The sequence below is a fragment of the Prolixibacteraceae bacterium genome, assembly GCA_019856515.1.
In the GTDB taxonomy this organism is placed as follows: domain Bacteria; phylum Bacteroidota; class Bacteroidia; order Bacteroidales; family Prolixibacteraceae; genus Halosquirtibacter; species Halosquirtibacter xylanolyticus.
Window position 1 is genome coordinate 1,354,633 of sequence record CP082230.1, and the last position, 18,470, is coordinate 1,373,102.

Here is an 18,470-nt window from a genome sequence, read left to right on the forward strand (position 1 = left end):
TATGATTACCCATCAAATCTTGGAAAGAGCCAACTTTCTTGACTCCCCCTTCATATCATATAAATAACCAGCTTCAATTTGTTCAAAAGACATTAATTCATTCTCTTCCATTCCTGTAATAATAGGAACACGCCGACCTCCTAAAACGACTTGTCCATTAGGATAATCCGCTCGATTATTCGATTGAATAAGTTGTTGCCATTGATAACTCGATATACCATAATGATAAAGTTTCTTGCGATCAAGAAACGCAACAAATTCAGTCTTTAATAGATCAAAATCATTAATCCGATCATTACAATTCAGCTCCAGAACTCTTCCTGACGTTTTTAAACTATCTCCAATTCTTCTTGCCCAATAAGCCAAACTCTCATAAGGAAAGCCCTTAAGTAGTATCTCATGCTTTCTTCTGCATATTTTCTGTCCTGAAGTAAACGGTTTTCCATAACCTGAAATATTCCAACTCGCCCCATCTCTTTTTAGGGCGATCAACATCAACGCTCGTTTTAATCCTGCAGCTTCATCAAAATTATCTCTTGGGTAATAAACTTCTATATTCGCCTGAAGGTTTACACCTATAGATGTCTCAAATCGATTATAACCATCATATTTAGCAATCTCTGTCTCAAGCAAATCGACTAATTTAACCAACTGTATCGAAGTATACCCATCCATTAAACTAGCAGTAAGTCTCAAACAGAACTCTGGTTCCTCTATCTTAATCTCAGACTCATACACATTGGTATAAAAAACATAAGAAACACCACCCAATACCTTGTTGACAATAGGACGCATCTTATAGTTATAGAAATTCGATCCAAACGTAGTATTATAATATAATTTCAAGGGACCATCATCTAATTTTCGAGGCATTAAAAAGAGCGGTAAACCAAACAGTAATATCATAAAGATCCAAACTATTTTTTTTCGATTGGCCAACCATTGAATAGTATTCTTATATAATTTATAGCGACTTTTCGTCAGCAATCCATGTCCTACCGTACCACAATGGCCTTCTCTATCTAATCCTACCAGATAGAACATGGCTGGGGTGAAATAAGCCGCAATCACTAATGAGACAGATAACATCACAATAATAATCTTTGCAAAATCCACCAAATTCTTCTGTTGGTCTAATGGCAATAAAAATACCAAGCCAATAGCCATCATCGTAGTTACAGAAGCTGCAAGTATGGCTATAAAATTGGATCGATTTTCATATTTCTTGAAATGATCTAAAATAGCTATCGCATTATCCAATATCATCCCAAAAGAGATTGCAATACCTGCGATAGAATAGAGGTGAATCTGTATATCAAGCAAAGAGATAATACATATAGACCAGAGGAAATTAACCACCAAACCTGCAAATAACACCAATAGATATTTTACACGCCTATACGATATAAAAATCAATAGTAACAAGATCGCCAAAGATATCAAAGAGCGATAAAGAAGTGAATTCAATGACCCTTTCACACTTGCTGTTCGATCTTTTTCCTTAGAAAGACAAATATCCCCCTCCTTATTATTTATAAATGGAGTCACTTGTTCTTCGATATTTCGTGACACCTCTAATATATTTGCATCTTTAAGACAATAGATAAGTAATCGTATATTCTCTTTACCATTTACTCTATACTGTGATCCATTATGGTGTGATATCTCTTCACAAACAGCCACCTCATCCATACGCAAGATCTGACCATCTACACATTGAATCGGAAGAGTACGCAATGTCTCCAAATCCGAGATACTACAATCCAAATAGATCTTTTTATTTACCATACGTCCACTCCCATCCAATAACGAAACGTTGCTCGAACGATGAATAATTTCCATCACTTGTTCAAATTGCATATGATATCTTGACAATAACAGCGGGTCAATAGAGATCCGTACTCTTTTTTGAGGTACCCCCACTAACTCCACCTTAGAAACCCCTGTAATCGAAGAGATAGGAACCACAAGTTGGCGATGTAATGTTGTTATATTATCCACAACTTCAGGATTATTAGAGGTGATATTATATATCTGAAGTGCACTTTCGGCTTCTCCTCTTCCCCCCTGACGCAACACTGGAAATCCACATCGTTTAGGCAGTGATCCATACACCTCTCTCAACAATACCTGCATCTGCCTCTCCACTTTAGACTCCTCAACCTGTGTACTCATTTCAAAATGCACTTCTGCACGCTGACCATACGAGTACGAAGAAATATGTTTTATTCCAGACAAAGTCGCAATAGAAGATTCTAGTACAGATGTAACTGATTGTTCTACATCCAATACACTCATTCCCACACAAGAGCAACTTACTACAAATTGGGGAACACGCTCTTGGGGATAAAAAACAATCTGAAGCCTATCCCACGACAAAAATGCAAAGAGAGACGTGATGAAAAACAGTAATACAATTCGAAAATGGTTTCTTTTAATCATTTTGCCTCCCCTTCTCTGTCCATCGTGTTAATTGCAGATATAATGCTGGGACCCAAAATATAGCCATAAATGTACCAATAGACAATCCACCAATTACAGAGAGGGCTAATGGCTGTTGTAACTCATTTCCCAGTCCGCCACCAAAAAGTATGGGCAATAGTGCTAAAACAGTAGTCAAGGTGGTCATCAATATCGGCTTTAAACGGAGTTCACATGCTTCATCAACAACATCAACAACCGATCGGTTAGGATATCGTCGTCTCATAGTGTTGATGGTATCAATTTTTAAAATAGCATCATTCACCGTGACACCTAACATAACAATAATCCCAATAAAAGCCATTACATTCAGGGTTTGTCCTGAAAGCCATAGACACCAAAAACTTCCAACCATACCTAAAGGCAATGTCACAATAACCACCAAAGGCTGAACAAAAGATTCAAATTGTGCCGCAAGAATGAAATAGAGGATAAGCAGAGCCAATACAATAACCTGAATCATATGTCTCTGTTCCGCTTTATAGCTAAAATATTCCCCTTTAAGTCCAATACGAAACGATGATTTTATCACCGGAGATTCTTCCAAGTCATCAAGTATTTTGTCTATATTCGCTATAGGAACCATGCTATACAAAGAAATATATCTTCCCTCTTTATCTGACACCCAACATAATGGCATTGTTGTCGGCTCAAACTGTATTAAATAATCCAGTGGAACACCATCTATTTCACTTTGATAGATCGATGACAACCCTTGGCTTGCTTCTTGTAGCAAAACTTCAACTTTCCCTCCTTCACTTCGAAGATTCATCAAACTATTTCGACCAACCAATCGATACAACTTTGATACAACCTCTTGATAAGCAATTCCCTTACGAACACAACGATCTCTATCTATAATTAGAGAGAGAGCCGGATAGACAGCACCTGAACTTGCAACCTTTAATCCGTGATTATCAGCAAAGTCATGAATGTACTTTATCTGTGATATCTTATATCTTGAATTGTCGTGATTCAGCGTTCTAAAACGTATATCTATAAAAGGGATTTGATCACTAGAAACCAATTGCGTTAAGGTATTTTCTGCCGCTCGCCACTGCCATGAAGCAAAAGCATAACTATTTCGCATTTTCTTCTCTAGAAGAAATAATATCTTTTTCTTATCTGATGCTTTTTTTAGACGAACATAAAAGTGAGAATGTTCCATGGGTACATATGCAGTCTGATGTTCAAAAGTAGTTGTGCCAACATCCACTGACACACTCTCACTATATGGTTTTAACCATAATGAAACCTCTTTACTAGCACTGTTCAATAAAGTTTTAGTCATCTTTTTATTCCAATCTATCCACAGCACCATCTGTTGTTCCGTCAAATTAGGCAGTGCTTTGCGCTCAATTTTCATCAAAGGGTAAAGTCCAAAGGTAATCCACACAATACCTATCCATAGTAAAACAGACTGATGCCCCATCACCCTATCATGGAGTCTAGTCATCCGTTGCTCTACCCACTGATACAATAACGTTGTCGTAGTTTGTGATATTTTTCCTCTCTTATAATGATAGACATACAGGATGTAATACAATAAAGGAACCACTATAAAAGAGACCAACAAAGAAGATACTAAAGTTGCTGTCAATGCAAAGGCTTGCTGCTGAAAAAGAAACCCTGCAACACCACTTAAATATATGAGTGGAATAAATACAGCTAAAGTAGTAAGCACAGATGAAATTAATGGTCCAACCACTTCTGATGTTCCTTGTACACAGGCCTGAAAACATCCCTCGACACCTTTTGAAGACCATCGTCTTTGATAAGCTCCAATGTTATCCATTACAATGATAGCATTATCAATAAGCATTCCAATACCCAAACTCACCCCACCAATAGAGATAATATTAATAGAAATATCAAAAAGGTAAAAGATCCCCATGGTCAACACCAAAGAGATAGGGATCACCAACGACATAATTATAGGCAAGTAAGACCTTCCAAGAAAAAGAAAAAGTAATATGAATGCAAATAGGCCACCTAGCAGTAGTGAACTCTCTAAACTCAATATACTTTCATGAAGTAAATTCGTTTGATCCTCCGTAAAAGATATAGACACATTGGGATATTTTTCCTCTAATTCCCTTCTCATTCCCCTCAATGAAGACATTACATCCATTACCCTTGCTTGTGACTGACGATGTACTTGCATCACCACCCCCTTCTGTTGATCAAAAAAATGATCCCCTTTGTCTTGATGGCTTCGATAACCTATCTTACAAAATTCAGTGATAGGTATTACCGATCCATCGGACAACATCAAATGAATAGTGGACAAACGATCTTCAATATTAGGAGAGCTATTTTCTATACGAAGAGGAAAACGATATTTGCCATCTTTAACCATCAAACTACCTAAAGCAATCTTCTCTTCCAATAAACGTGCTCTACATCGGGCTAGCGAAATACCATACAGATTCAATCTATCTACATCTACAACGACCTCTAACACCTCTGGAGAGATCCCGCTATAATCTACATATGCAATACCAGGTAGTGACTCAAAACTCTTCTTAAAAACCATCCCAACCAAAGGGTACAACTGTGAAGAAGACAAGCCTGAAGCGACAACCTGAATCTTAACCATTGGGATATCAGTTGACTCATGAGATAAAACGACAGGACGGCTATACCCTGAAGGCATACTAGGTATCCATTGATCAATCTTTGATTGAATTTGTGCTATCCCTTTTTCCATATCCACATCATATTCAAATCTCAAATCTATCGCCCCATGATGATCATAGGCAGTGGTAGTCATCTCTTTTAGATAACTCAATGTAGACAGACGAACACGAAGTGGCTCTAATACATCATGTGCTATTTCATCTCCACTAGCCATAGCATGATCTACACGAATCGTTACTTTGGGTACTGCGGTATTCGGCACCAAAGAGATGGGCACTTTATTCAAAGCAATAACGCTTAACATCAATACCCCCAATAAAGTCATAAAGACAGATATGGGGCGTTGCATCAAATATCTAATTATAACCATCAAATCTTGATTTATTCAATTGTAAAAGTGGATGAAAGTTAAATCTATTACAACTCATGAACTGCGACACCATGAGAAAGAAGCAAGTTATTCTCAACAATAACCTTGTCTCCTACTTCAACCCCTTTAACCACCTCAACTTCTGATCCACTACGACCACCCAAAACAACATCACGCCAAACCGCCTTGCCCTCTTGAACGACAAAAACAACGTACTTTCCATCTCGCTTGACAAGCGCTTTCATTGGCACAACAACAGAACGATGATCTGATTCTATTTGGTAAGACACCTCCACATGCATCCCCTGAACTAATTTGGTTTTTGTAGGTAGCGCCATTCTCACAGCAACCAATCCTTTGTCATCTACCATAGGATCAATAGAGATGATAGTCGCAATATATTCTTTGTTCCCTTCGGCCATTCGTGCTGTCGCTTTATCTCCCACTTGCACTTTCATTAGGTCTTCCTCTAAAAGAGACGATTGAACACACATCAATTCGGGATTATACACCTCTGCAAGCTTCTTCCCTGCTGTAATATAATCTCCTACTCGTACCCCCATACCTGCAACGACACCTGTTATAGGGCTATCTAAAAAACAGTCATCACGATGTGATCTTGCCACCTCCATCTCTACTCTTCGTAAAGATAAATGCGACCGTAAATCAATCGAACGAGCTTTGACAGAGGTTGGATCTAACTGATCCTCTGTTAAACCTTGATCAGATAACATACGCTTCCAAGTCAGTTTCGCCTCTTCAAACATAACTTGCTTCCGTTTCCAATCAAAATAGACCTCTTGTGTATCAAGTAGTGCCAACAATCGACCTTTGCCAACCATTTCTCCAACATGACATGGCAGCTTAAGTAGGTAGCCATTTCTTTTAAAATAGATAGCATAACGTTCCGTAGCATCAACACAACCTTGCATCTCTACCACCTTTGTAAGCTTTTTATGAACAGCTTCCTCTACCCGTACATCCACCGTAGCATATTGTCTTTCTGAAACAGCTTGTTCATCACCTCTCTTCTCTTCTGCAGGCTGACAAGCAACCCACAATAAAGAGATTATGATATAAAACATGACACTATATTTTCTCATATCTATCCATTAATTCTTATTGCATTCAATTTGGAGATCATAATAAAACAGGTTAAGTATTAGATTCAGATTGTTTCTTTAAAGTAACTGGAAACATAATCGACACAGGTGACGGGAATGCCCCATCTTGCCCAGGAGTCCAAGGCCCTATTTTATATATTTGATCCACCAGATAACTGTAATCTTGCTCCTCCATATGTTCTTTAATATCGACATCTTTAACCTTTCCATCTACACCAACCACAAAACAGATCAATATTTCATGCGATGCCACCAATGGCATACTATAATCTAATCCTTTTATTGCTTCAACAAACGTCCCTTGCGTCATACGAGGTTTAATCCTTACTTGAGAATATCTATAAACAATATCATCGCGATCTACTTCTTTATGGTTTAGAATATGATCCAACTCATACAACTCTTGTACAACACAATAACTATCCAATTCAAATCGGGTAACCACTTTCCCTTTATCTACATAATATAACATAGGAAACATCCCATAGTTAAGATCTTTAGCCACTGTCCCCCTCCGATTTTTGGCTCCATTAATGGATTGAATATATTTTTTAGAGTCACTCACCACAGTAAGTAAAGAGTCATCATGTGCGCTAATAAAATCATAAGTTCGACGCATACAGCCTTGACACCCACTAGGAGGTAACACAAGAACATACCCCTTATGCGTTGGATAATATCCTCCAATCGTTTCTGCCAACGACACCTTAGACGAGGTAGATTGACACCCTGTCATAATCCATGAGCTTAATATGAGGATGCAAAAAACAAATCTTTTCATTTTAGGTTCACTTTTATAAAATAACACTTTTCAACAAGATATTATTATTAGTCTAATTTCTACATACACGGGTTGTTCATAAAAGAGTTCATTTCCCACTGCAATACCAATACACCGAAAATGCTAAACTTTATAGCCTAGTCTATAGAGTGATACCCTATCAGGTATAGTATGTCACCCTCTCCTTTAATATAAAAAGAAAAGGGATACTAAGATCTTGAGAATAAGATATGGTAGGCTTATTTTCTTTTTATGAACAGGCCTTGATTTTAAAGATGAGTCATGACCTCTTCATCAATTCAAAACATTGGAACTTCAGTTCATCTTCCGATACATTTGGATCATCAGGATGAAATTGTTGTACATAAAACCCCCTTTCTCCTACAAAGAATTTATGACTCACATATTTTCTATCCTCAAGTTTTTTCTCTGCAATCTGCTCAAAATTTTCATTATAAACTAAAATTGAAATAGTTTTATAAGTCCAATATTTATATTTGGTCTTTTTTACAAGCTCTTTATCCAAGCCATGTTCTACCACACGATAATAGACATGACGGAAAGGATCACGAAGTAAACCTGTGTATAAATAAGGGGTTGTCATATCATAAAAGCTAAGCCCCTTATTTACCAAACTTGGATCACATTTCTCCACTTTATATGCAGAGCCATTTTTAATATTCACATCTCCAACCTCTTTACTTGACAAATCATATGAAACCAAACTTTCTTTCATACCATAACTCACCAGTAATGATTTGTCGTCCAATGACAAACAGACGGATGGCCTAGCGCAAGTCAACCCCCATAAGTAGCCCTGTATATCCTTTGGAAAAGGCATAAAATATTGGAATGAATCACTCTTAATATCTAATGAAAACAGGGTGTTACTGTTCATAAAAAAGGAACTACTATCTGGATTTTTATCTGGTGCAGCAGCCATATAGATCAGGTTATCTACATTAGTAAAGTTCGTATGTTCGTTGAACCACACAGTACATGTTTCATCACTCATTGATCCTTTCAATAATACAACGTTCTTTACAGGATGTCCCTCGCCATCAACCCAAGACAGATTGTATGTCAATGGACTATTAACCAAGAAACTATCTTTGCCTAACTTTTGAATTATATTTGCATCTCCAACATTATCTTTCCCACTCTTAGCCAATTTAAACAACTTACGCTCCTTCTTCTCAGATAAGGACACCTCGGATACGACATTATTATTTTTATTATAATAAATAAGATACTCCTCACCCTTCTTATCTCCATGATAATAAGTAAAACGACCTTGATCCACATCAAACTGATTAGATACAGGAACAGAGATAAGTTCGCCTCTCTTTATAATAAATTTATCTTCATTATTTTCAACACAAGAAAACAGAATAAAAGAAACAACCAGGATAAGCCAATTATATTCCATTGGACGAATGTTCTTTATTTTACTTAACATTAATCTAAATTTTAAATCCATATAGGAGATTAATAAATTTCACCAACTACATCATCTACTTTAAACTACACAATGATCTATTTCAGTTCAAAACATTGAAACTTCAATTCATCTTCTGACAAATTCTGATTGTCAGGATGAAACAACTGAACATACAGCCCTTTTTCTCCTACAAAAAACTTTCTACATGCATATCTACCTGATGCTAATCGACGAGAGCCAATCTGTTCAAAGCTCTCATTATAAACCAAAACAGAGATATCTTTATACAACCAATATTTATATCTGGTCTCTTTCACTAATTCTGCATCCAGCCCATGCTCCACAATACGATAATATACCTTCCGATAGGGATCTCGTATAAGTGAAGTATACAGATATGGTGTGGTCATATCATATACATATATGTTATTTTGCCTATATTTCGAACCTCTTGGTTCTACCTCATAATTAGCCCCATTTAAAATCGAAATCTCACGAGATGTTTTGGTTTTAAGATCATACGAAATCAAAGATTTCATCATCGGATAATTCAGTAGTAGTTTTTTTTGATCTAGAGACAAACAGATTGTAGGCATACTACAATTAATCCCCCATAAATCCTCCTGTACTCTCTTAGGAAAAGGCATAAAGTATCGAAAAGAATCTGTCTCCACAGCCCATTCAAACAAAGTATTACTGTTTTTATAAAAAGAGATACTCGATAAATCCTTATCCGGTGCCGCTCCGACATATATTCTGTTGTTCACCTTTACAAAAGGAGAGCGTTCGCCAAACCAAATTGTCGACGTCTGATTATTCGATGAACCTTCAAGAAAGGCTATATGTTTGACAGGATGTCCATTTCTATCCACCCACGACATATTATAAGTTAATGGACTATTAACCAAAAAACTATCTGTTGTGAGTTTCTGCACTATCATTGCATCCCCAACATTATACTCACCACTAGTGGCCAACGAAAACAACTTATGCTCTGATTGTTGAGACAAGGACACTTCCGATACAACATTATTATTCTTATTATAATAAATAAGATACTCTTCCCCCTTCTTATCACCATGGTAATAAGTAAAACGACCTTGATCCACATCAAACTGATTAGATACAGGTATAATCAACTCCTCTCCCAATCTCAATGTCTTCTGATCGTTCTTTGTATTGTTGCAAGAGAAAAGAAAAGCAATTGCCAATAGTCCTACTAAAAACTGTTGGCTTATTTTATAAACGTCCATTTTCTTTACCATCTATTTTAGTAAAATAAGTACATCAGCCTATTTATATTATTACCCCGGATCTCTTAAAGTATTTTTACTGCTAGAAATAAATATCTTGCATAAATTCAATCATATAGAGGTAGCATAAAGTATCTCAACATAAGTACTTATAAAGAAGAGGATACAATAAAAGAATAAGTACCCTCTTCTTATCTAAATTTATTTCAGCATCATGTCTTACTACTCTGCAACAGTTGCAATATTCCCCTTTTCCACAAACTTAGGTGCTGGTGATGGACTAGGAGTAATAATGATAGTTGGAAGACATGAACCATTTTTCACCAAACAATTACACCCATCAAAATGACGCAAAGGAATTTGGACAGTTCTAATGTCTTTTGTTGCATAAACACTCGTTACGATTGTAGCAACGAAAAGCACTAGTAAGGAAATTTTCGATCTAGTTTTCATAGTAATAAATTTAAGTTAACGTTACATGAAGATAATATATCACCTCTTTTAATCAAAATATTTTTTAACAATAATTAAATCTATCTAACAATACTATCTCTAACATCCCATTTAATAAGCACAATCATCTCCACTCACTTAATTCATAATAGAAATTATTGTATTTTAGACACTTTTTCACAGAACACCATTTATTATCAATTTATAAACAATCCGAAGTATGATCTTTAAAGCAATAAAGACAATAATAAAAAGGAAAGAACTCCTAGTTACACTACTTTGCATTTTAACACTATCCTGTGCCAACCCTACAAAAGATAAAGACATATTAGGACTAAAAGGAGAGGTAAAAGAGTGTCATGAGACCAGATACGATGCACAGAAAAAAGATGGAAAATGGACAAAAAGCTACATACAACAGTACGCATTCGAGAATTTCTACATGAATATCGAGGGCAATTACGACTCTATAAAATACAAAGATCAAGACAATAAGATTATTATGTATCTCATCCCTGAAAGAAAAGATGGGCGAATAGATGTCGAGAAGATATTTGATGCGGATGGACAGTTAATGTATTCGCAGAAATACCAATACTATTCAGACTTTGAAACCTACTACGAAAAGCTCACTCCTAACGGACTAAAAGAGATGGAATTTAGGGTAAGCTATGATATCTATCATCGCATCAAATCGATGAAGTATAAGCTCTTCACATATAAACAAAAGGTAGATTCATCCATCGATGATAAAAAGAATAAAGCATTAAAATCATCACAAAAGCCTATAGACATCAGTAATTATGATGTAAAATACACCTATAAAGATGGCCACATAGAGAGCATCCAAACAAGTTTAGAAGATAATATTTCATATACGATAAGCTACGAATACCTTGAATTTGATTCTTATGATAACTGGATCAAAAGGGTTGAGAAATATAGCGATGGATATAATAAACGCTATACGTATGTAACCCATGAGATATCCTATTATCAATAGAGCGATCAATTACTACATCACACTCCGCTAATAGGCAAATACACATCCCATGTTTGAATAACTTTTTCACCCATGCTTTTAACCATGACGGTAAAAATAGAGTATACACCAAACGAAAGAGAGTAAATATTGTTCATTATCAAAAATTGAAGCTATATTGGTAACTCTATGCTTCCAATATGAAGAAACTGAAGAACAATAAGAGGAGTTCATTAAGACAAATAATACGATTTTATCAATAAATTTAAAGCGTAATACTATGATCATTGTTACAGTAGATTGTCACCCTAAAAAAGAGCACAAAGAGAGTTATTTAAACACCTTCAATGAGGTTTCTAAGACTGTCCATAACGAAGAAGGGTGTATAAGATACGAGATATTCCAAAAAGATGCAGATAGCCCAAATCTCTTTATTTTTGAGAAATGGGAGTCACAAGAAACTTTAGATGCACACATTGCCACACCACATATGAATGCATTCTTTGAAAAGACAAACCCTTGGCTTGAAAAAGAGCTAGAGATCAACGTCTTTGATGTGAAATCTTAAGGTATAACATTTAAGTCACCGAGCTAAGAATCTAAGAAAAACCTATCTCATGGAGATATAGTGTAGGAATAACCAATATTTCCATCGTCTGTATGGTCCATGAGATAGCCTTTTGCTTATCTCCTTTTCAATTTACCCTTCCTCTCTTATATTGATCCCCTCCACCCAAGAGTATTGGATCATAAATTAGCTTGACATCAAAGAGAAGAGCTCTTTAATGCCACCTACCCCTGAATAACATACGACGAACCCCTGCCCTCTTTAGAATATCATTTGAACTACATTCGAAGTTTCCTCACCCAAAATGGGAAATCGATGAATGAAATTCGAATGAAATTCGAATGAAATTCGAATGAAATTCGAGTCGACTTCGAGTCATCGCAGGGCATAGGCAGGGGAAAGTAGCCTATTAGACAAGGCAAGGTGAACTAAAAAGAGTAAGATCGGTTAACCATAAAACATGAATACATAATTTAATTTACACATCCTATTAAATATCCACACATACAATAAAAATGAGATCACCTGAAATATACCTGCTATTGGATAGGGCTATGAAACGGTTTTCATACGGTATTCAAACGGTGCTAGTCCATACTTGCCTCATACATAGCTCACACATCACTCATGTTTGGGGACAAAAACATGAGTGAACTCTGGACTAGTTTTGAGCTGACTATAAACGAAGACCGTATTAAACCCGTTTAAAACCCGATTGATATCCCTATCATACTATAGTGACATCCCTGTCATCTCTCAATTAAACCGGAGGGATTACCTTATAAAACTACTCTTTCCATGTATACTAATTTAAGAAAATTTAGACAGAGTTAATTTTACACCGTCACTATTCGTAACGATATCATTGCAAAATGGATATGCAGTTTGCAGTGACCGACGCAATCGGGTATCTCCGAAACTTATCAAAAATAATTTTTAATGTTCAAGAACTAAAAAAAACGATTGATATTTGCATCCAACCTGTTCATACAAAGTGTAAATAAACCATGTCTGTCTACTTCTCAAAACCATAGCATCTCTTCATTAGGCATATCAGAAGGTAAGGAGCCAACCTTTAGCCTAAAGAAGTTCTCGTTCTAGCTATGATAGATGATAAGTATAGAAGTATAAGACTGTAGGGCTGACTTGCAGCCCTACAGTCATTTCACCTATCTCCAGCGATTCACACAAGGATACATAACTATAGTGCTTTCAGTACGAGTTATAATTATATAGGTTTGAAAAAATGACTTAACGCTTCTGTTCAATGAATAGTTTTTTATGAAGGTAGCTACAGACATATAAAAAATATCACTTGCCATTTTCTTCTTAAACATAAAATAAAGAGAATACTAAGCCTTCAACAATTGAAGGTTTAATTGTTTGCTTCATATGAGCAGACTTAACTTATACAATTCAAAATATTGATTACAATCTATTCCATTTAAGACATGTTCTATAGAAATCATTAGTTGTTTCTTGTACCTCAATTGGTAGCAATGCAATCCAGTCTTCATATGAGAATGCTTTTATGATTGCTTGTTCAGCTCTTGAAATGAGATCATGATCGACTGGAATATTTGATATTTTATAACGCTCTATAATCTGCTTAACCATCCTGTCTTTATTGATCTGAGCTTCGATTTTGTAATGGTCTAATCTTTTTTGAGGTGCAACAACGGCAAAGAAAGTTTTACAATATTTATTGTTTGCATTTTTCAAGACACATGCAAAGTTTCGACTTGCTTGATTATAATCAGGAGCATGTGTTGTTTTTTGACTTAAGTTGCTTTTGAGTTTTGCTTCAATAATTCCAAAAACCTTTGCATCATCATTTACAATTATCTCTCCACGCTCTCCATAATTTATGCTAAAATCACCAAGAGCCATATCCGCATGCGTATACCCTTCTCTTTTTACATCCACCTTAATAAATGGACTTGAAATAAGACCTTCTGATGTCCAACTATTTATCTCTGAAAAATCAATTAAGCCGTCAATTACAACATTATATTTCTTTGATTGATATACTAATAGTCTTATCAACCAACCTTCGTTATAAACCTCTGTTGGATTGACAAAAGGAACTACACGACTTGTCATTGAGTCATCAATGGATTCTAGTATTTGTTCAAAAAAATTCAAAAACGCCATACTAATATATTTATTGATTATGAAATTCATTTATATAAGTAGAAATCAACTCAGATCGTTAAATTCGTTGGATAAGAATTATACCGATAAGAATGAAACATACAATAATAATCAATTTTAAATTATGATCAATGTAACACATTCTTCATTACAGCCTTAAAGAATAAAATTAACATTACAAAACACATGACATGGAAGTAATCCGTACTAACTGTGAACGAATACAGTAAGAAAAATTATAATAAAGACTGTCTTCCGCAACAACAAAGCCCTAAATGTTCTAGACACAATAGCCTAGACATATACTGAATTGCTACTTTTGAATGAATTTGTGATAATTGGATCTACAGCCTAGATCTGTATTTTCATTAATACCCATCGCTTTTCACGGGGCTATTAATTGTAGCACTTTCAGTGCATCGTTGTTGCATTATTAAACATTTATTTGGGTCAGGCCTTCAGCCTTTGATTGTGTGGTGGGTTTGTTTTCCCAAGGCTTCAACCAATACCTTGACCTTCGGTCAAATTATGGTTTTCACCATTGGGCTAAGTTCGGTTTCCCTTTCAGGGAAGGTTGCAAAATTAAAAGATCCGTGGAAATCCGTCTCATCCGTTGAATCCGTGGCGATTATTACATTTAAGCATTAGTGTGATACATGATGCCGAGCTGGAGCTCAGCTTTCCCAGTTGTTCCTCTGGGTCAGGCCTTTGGTTGTAAGGAGATTTTTTTTCCAAGGCTTCAACCAATACCTTGACCTTCGGTCAAATTATGATTTTCACCATTGGGCTAAGTTCGGTTTCCCTTTCAGGGAAGGTTGCAAAATAAAAAAAATCGGTGGAAATCCGTCTCATCCGTTGAATCTGTGGCTGTATTTTCCTTGCACCACAGCCATAATAAAGATCCGTGCTCATTAGTACTATCTGTTTCATCTGTGTATTATCCCCTGCACTTGAACATGTTACATGACACCTAACTAGGGCTCAGCATTCGCAATTCTGTCTTCGTGGTTCCATTTGAATCTGTGTTCATCAGTGCCATCTGTTTCATCTGTGTGCTATTTCCTGCGCTTCTTCCCTTGGTATTACTTTTTAATCTGTAAGGTTAAGGGGTAATATAGAATCCATCTATGTGTATAATTTTATATCTTCATCTTGGATTCACATTTGAATAAATGGGTCTATTTTATCAAAAGAGAAGCAGGATGAATAAACAGCAATATTTTGTTTGTAGCGTTGGGAGCAATCATGAAGGCTATACAGAAGAAAATCTAGATCGTATGATTGAGCACGGCGCCTTTGTATTTCATGAAGACACCACCCAGCGAGGACATTACAGGGAGATTCAAGATGGTGATATTTTGATTCTGAAGTATAATAATCAGTTTATTGCTTATGGAGAAAAGTGTTCTCGAGAGGTAGCGATAAATGGAGAGGATGGATGGAACCAAATTTTTCCGATTAGGGAGTGGATATTCCACGATGATGCATCACCACGCAAAGGGGTTTCCCATAAAGGGTTACAGGATAACACACTCAAAGGAGCAGGTCAAATGGGAACGGTTAAGATGATTAAACCATCTTTTGGTTATAAGTCGATCGAATCCATACACTCAGAAAACGAACTATTTGAAAGAATGAAAGAGCTACATCAAAATAATTTATCATCAAATGACATTTCAGTACTGAAGAAGAAGAGACAGATTATCTTGCAAGGTCCTCCTGGCACAGGTAAGACCTATTCTGCCAAAGATATAGCTGAAGAGATGATATTCGGGGAGGTGTCGGAAGATAAAAGAGAACAGAAAAAGCGTTTGGAGACCTCGGAGCAGTTTCAATTAACACAGTTCCACCCATCTTATTCTTATGAAGATTTTGTGAGAGGTATTGAAGCGTCATCGGGGAAAGATGGTATACAATATAATACCAAGAATCGTATTCTTGCTGACTTTGCAGACAAAGCACTAAAGAACGTACAGTTGGCGACATTAGAGAAGGAGACGTTTTCGAAAGAGCAACACGTTTATGAGCTCCTTACGCAATTTGCGGACCAAGTGCAAGAGAAGATCGATAATGACGGTCGTTATCCTATTACCGATTCTGTATATATCTCGGAGGTGAGTGATAAAGGGTTTCGCTATACGGGAGATAATTGGGGCAATGCACCAAGAATAAAGTTCGAGGATTTGGTGCAGATAGAACTTCTGCAAGCCCATACAAGGCAAGCCATTAAACATGCCGACGGGCTATCGGGACTTGCAGACCATCATGCGACCTATTTTAATAATTTATCGAAGAAATTCAGAGATGCATTTCCATCGGAACTGAATAATATGCCCTCCACGCATAAAGAGCAACCTACGGTAAAAAACTTTGTGTTGATTATTGATGAGATTAACAGGGCCAATTTGCCATCGGTCATGGGAGAACTGATTTATGCATTAGAGTATCGAGGCGAAGCGGTGGAGAGCATGTATGCTGTGGACGGAGATCGTAGGATTATCATTCCAGATAATTTATATATCATTGGTACGATGAACACCGCAGACCGAAGTGTAGGGCATATTGACTATGCTATTCGACGTCGTTTTGCGTTTATTGATATGTTGCCAAATGAGAAGGTGATTACTGAAGGAGAGGCAAGTGAATTGTTTCATCGTGTAAGCGAACTTTTTGTTACGGAAGAGGGAGATAAAAAAGAGAATGCGAAATACCTTGCTCCTGATTTCGATTATAAAGAGATACAGTTAGGACATAGTTATTTTATGGCTGAAACGACTTCGGATCTGAAGATGAAGTTGGAGTATGAGATCAAACCGATCTTAAGAGAGTATGTGAAAGATGGTATTCTTCAACCTAGTGCCACTGAAATTATCGAAGCGTTAGATGTCCATGCATAATAAGATTATATCCTGTTCGGAGCATGACTCCTTAGAGATAGCCTACCTCATAGAAGAAGAGACTCCCGATTTTTCTTATGGGGATCGATGTGTGCTTTTTCCAAAGACACATAGAGGAAAAGACGCTTCGTTATCATGCTTTTCTACCCAATATGAGGATAAAAGTTACCAGCTCAAGACCTCATATTTTATTGGTGTAGATTGGTTATATCAGGAGAGAAAGGAGGCCATTCAGGTTCACCCCAAAATCAATGATGAGGAGGGTGAAGTGGATTATTTAGGTATTATCTTTAACTCTCTCTCTTTTCCGGATGCACATCATGCCGTGGAGGAGCTGTTTTGGGTAAAGTGGGATGAGACACCTATCGAAATATCTCAGAAAGAGGATCTACTGACCCCACTACTTATCGTGGAGTACTTATCGATATTGCGAGAGATTGTACGCAAAGGATTGAAGAAATCATACTATCGTGTAGAGAAGAATCTCCATAGTCGTATTAAAGGGAAAGTGCAGGTGGGGGCTACCATCAAACGCAATATAATGCGCCAACGTCCTCTTCATACCCAGTGTTGCTATGAAGCATTTGGGGTAAATAATATGGAAAATCGCCTGCTAAAAAAAGCGTTTCTTTTTGCTCAAAGATATCTTTCGCAGTATATCGAGATGGGACAACATAAACAACTTCTGTCGACGATCCATTACATCTCTCCTGCCCTGACGGATGTTTCGGATGATGTTTCGTTACACGAATTGAAACATCAGAAGAGCAATAAGTTTTTTAAGGAGTATGAGAGGGGATTGAAACTGGCACATTTTATCTTAAAGCGGTTTGGCTACAATATACAGGAAACCACACCGTCTAGTATAAAGGTCACCACTCCCCCATTTTGGATTGATATGAGTAAAGTGTTTGAACTACATGTCCTCAACTTATTGCGCGCCACTCTTAAGGAAGATGTGAAATTTCAATTCCAAGCGGGACAACTCTCTATCGACTATTTGATCCACACAGAAGGATTTCAAATAGTGGTGGATGCCAAATATAAACCACGCTATAGGGAACAATCTATTCATATCGACGATATACGTCAAGTGAGTGGTTATGCCCGCATGGAGAAGTTATATCGTACTTTCGCTATTGAAGATTCATCTCTTATTGACTGCCTGATTATCTATCCCGATCAAGAAAATGGTTTGGAGCACATTGCTCTTGATGATCTAAAAAAGCATGAACTAAAAAGTTATCGTGGAATATATAAGTTGGGGGTAAAGATGCCGAAGATATAATTGACATCTAAGGCAACAACAAAATGTCATATATCGAT

Annotated in this window: 12 protein-coding genes; 4 read left to right on the forward strand and 8 right to left on the reverse strand. The window is 36.6% G+C overall.

What is annotated here, in order from left to right; genetic code table 11:
- Positions 1 to 12: 12 nt before the first annotated feature.
- The 7 genes from K5X82_04600 to K5X82_04630 form a co-directional block, all read right to left on the reverse strand.
- Positions 13 to 2,442 carry an efflux RND transporter permease subunit gene (locus K5X82_04600; protein ID QZT38184.1) on the reverse strand — a complete coding sequence of 810 codons (2,430 nt, stop codon included), beginning with the start codon at positions 2,440 to 2,442 and terminating at the stop codon, positions 13 to 15.
- Positions 2,435 to 5,491, reverse strand: coding sequence for an efflux RND transporter permease subunit (locus K5X82_04605; protein QZT38185.1), 3,057 nt, complete (start codon positions 5,489 to 5,491; stop codon positions 2,435 to 2,437). The genes K5X82_04600 and K5X82_04605 overlap by 8 nt, the downstream gene beginning before the upstream one ends.
- Positions 5,492 to 5,538: 47 nt before the next feature.
- A complete protein-coding gene (locus K5X82_04610; GenBank protein ID QZT38186.1) occupies positions 5,539 to 6,594 on the reverse strand; it encodes an efflux RND transporter periplasmic adaptor subunit in 1,056 nt (351 codons plus the stop codon).
- A gap of 52 nt (positions 6,595 to 6,646) precedes the next feature.
- Entirely contained in the window at positions 6,647 to 7,396 is a 750-nt protein-coding gene (locus K5X82_04615; protein ID QZT38187.1) for a hypothetical protein, read from the reverse strand.
- A gap of 280 nt (positions 7,397 to 7,676) precedes the next feature.
- Complete coding sequence (locus K5X82_04620) at positions 7,677 to 8,855, reverse strand: DUF4221 domain-containing protein (protein ID QZT38188.1); 1,179 nt, start codon at positions 8,853 to 8,855, stop codon at positions 7,677 to 7,679.
- 77 nt (positions 8,856 to 8,932) lie between these two features.
- The gene (locus K5X82_04625) at positions 8,933 to 10,090 is read right to left on the reverse strand and encodes a DUF4221 domain-containing protein (protein ID QZT38189.1); all 1,158 of its coding nucleotides are present in this window, start codon (positions 10,088 to 10,090) and stop codon (positions 8,933 to 8,935) included.
- Between the two features lie 222 nt (positions 10,091 to 10,312).
- The gene (locus tag K5X82_04630) at positions 10,313 to 10,543 is read right to left on the reverse strand and encodes a hypothetical protein (protein QZT38190.1); all 231 of its coding nucleotides are present in this window, start codon (positions 10,541 to 10,543) and stop codon (positions 10,313 to 10,315) included.
- A 220-nt stretch (positions 10,544 to 10,763) separates the two neighbouring features.
- On the opposite strand from K5X82_04630, the gene K5X82_04635 reads away from it, so the two are divergent.
- Entirely contained in the window at positions 10,764 to 11,546 is a 783-nt protein-coding gene (locus K5X82_04635) for a hypothetical protein (GenBank protein QZT38191.1), read from the forward strand.
- A gap of 259 nt (positions 11,547 to 11,805) precedes the next feature.
- Positions 11,806 to 12,093, forward strand: a complete 288-nt coding sequence (locus K5X82_04640; GenBank protein ID QZT38192.1) for an antibiotic biosynthesis monooxygenase — start codon at positions 11,806 to 11,808, stop codon at positions 12,091 to 12,093.
- 1,428 nt (positions 12,094 to 13,521) lie between these two features.
- Here the strand turns inward: K5X82_04640 and K5X82_04645 are convergent.
- Complete coding sequence (locus tag K5X82_04645) at positions 13,522 to 14,247, reverse strand: hypothetical protein (GenBank protein ID QZT38193.1); 726 nt, start codon at positions 14,245 to 14,247, stop codon at positions 13,522 to 13,524.
- Positions 14,248 to 15,449: 1,202 nt separating this feature from the next.
- On the opposite strand from K5X82_04645, the gene K5X82_04650 reads away from it, so the two are divergent.
- Entirely contained in the window at positions 15,450 to 17,144 is a 1,695-nt protein-coding gene (locus K5X82_04650) for an AAA family ATPase (protein ID QZT38194.1), read from the forward strand.
- The gene (locus K5X82_04655) at positions 17,137 to 18,432 is read left to right on the forward strand and encodes an McrC family protein (protein QZT38195.1); all 1,296 of its coding nucleotides are present in this window, start codon (positions 17,137 to 17,139) and stop codon (positions 18,430 to 18,432) included. The genes K5X82_04650 and K5X82_04655 overlap by 8 nt, the downstream gene beginning before the upstream one ends.
- The last annotated feature ends 38 nt before the right edge of the window (positions 18,433 to 18,470 follow it).

Coding starts and splice junctions, on each gene's coding strand:
- K5X82_04600 (QZT38184.1), bottom strand. CDS start 2,442: ATGATTAAAAGAAACCATTTTCGAATTGTATTACTGTTTTTCATCACG.
- K5X82_04605 (QZT38185.1), bottom strand. CDS start 5,491: ATGGTTATAATTAGATATTTGATGCAACGCCCCATATCTGTCTTTATG.
- K5X82_04610 (QZT38186.1), bottom strand. CDS start 6,594: ATGAGAAAATATAGTGTCATGTTTTATATCATAATCTCTTTATTGTGG.
- K5X82_04615 (QZT38187.1), bottom strand. CDS start 7,396: ATGAAAAGATTTGTTTTTTGCATCCTCATATTAAGCTCATGGATTATG.
- K5X82_04620 (QZT38188.1), bottom strand. CDS start 8,855: ATGTTAAGTAAAATAAAGAACATTCGTCCAATGGAATATAATTGGCTT.
- K5X82_04625 (QZT38189.1), bottom strand. CDS start 10,090: ATGGACGTTTATAAAATAAGCCAACAGTTTTTAGTAGGACTATTGGCA.
- K5X82_04630 (QZT38190.1), bottom strand. CDS start 10,543: ATGAAAACTAGATCGAAAATTTCCTTACTAGTGCTTTTCGTTGCTACA.
- K5X82_04635 (QZT38191.1), top strand. CDS start 10,764: ATGATCTTTAAAGCAATAAAGACAATAATAAAAAGGAAAGAACTCCTA.
- K5X82_04640 (QZT38192.1), top strand. CDS start 11,806: ATGATCATTGTTACAGTAGATTGTCACCCTAAAAAAGAGCACAAAGAG.
- K5X82_04645 (QZT38193.1), bottom strand. CDS start 14,247: ATGGCGTTTTTGAATTTTTTTGAACAAATACTAGAATCCATTGATGAC.
- K5X82_04650 (QZT38194.1), top strand. CDS start 15,450: ATGAATAAACAGCAATATTTTGTTTGTAGCGTTGGGAGCAATCATGAA.
- K5X82_04655 (QZT38195.1), top strand. CDS start 17,137: ATGCATAATAAGATTATATCCTGTTCGGAGCATGACTCCTTAGAGATA.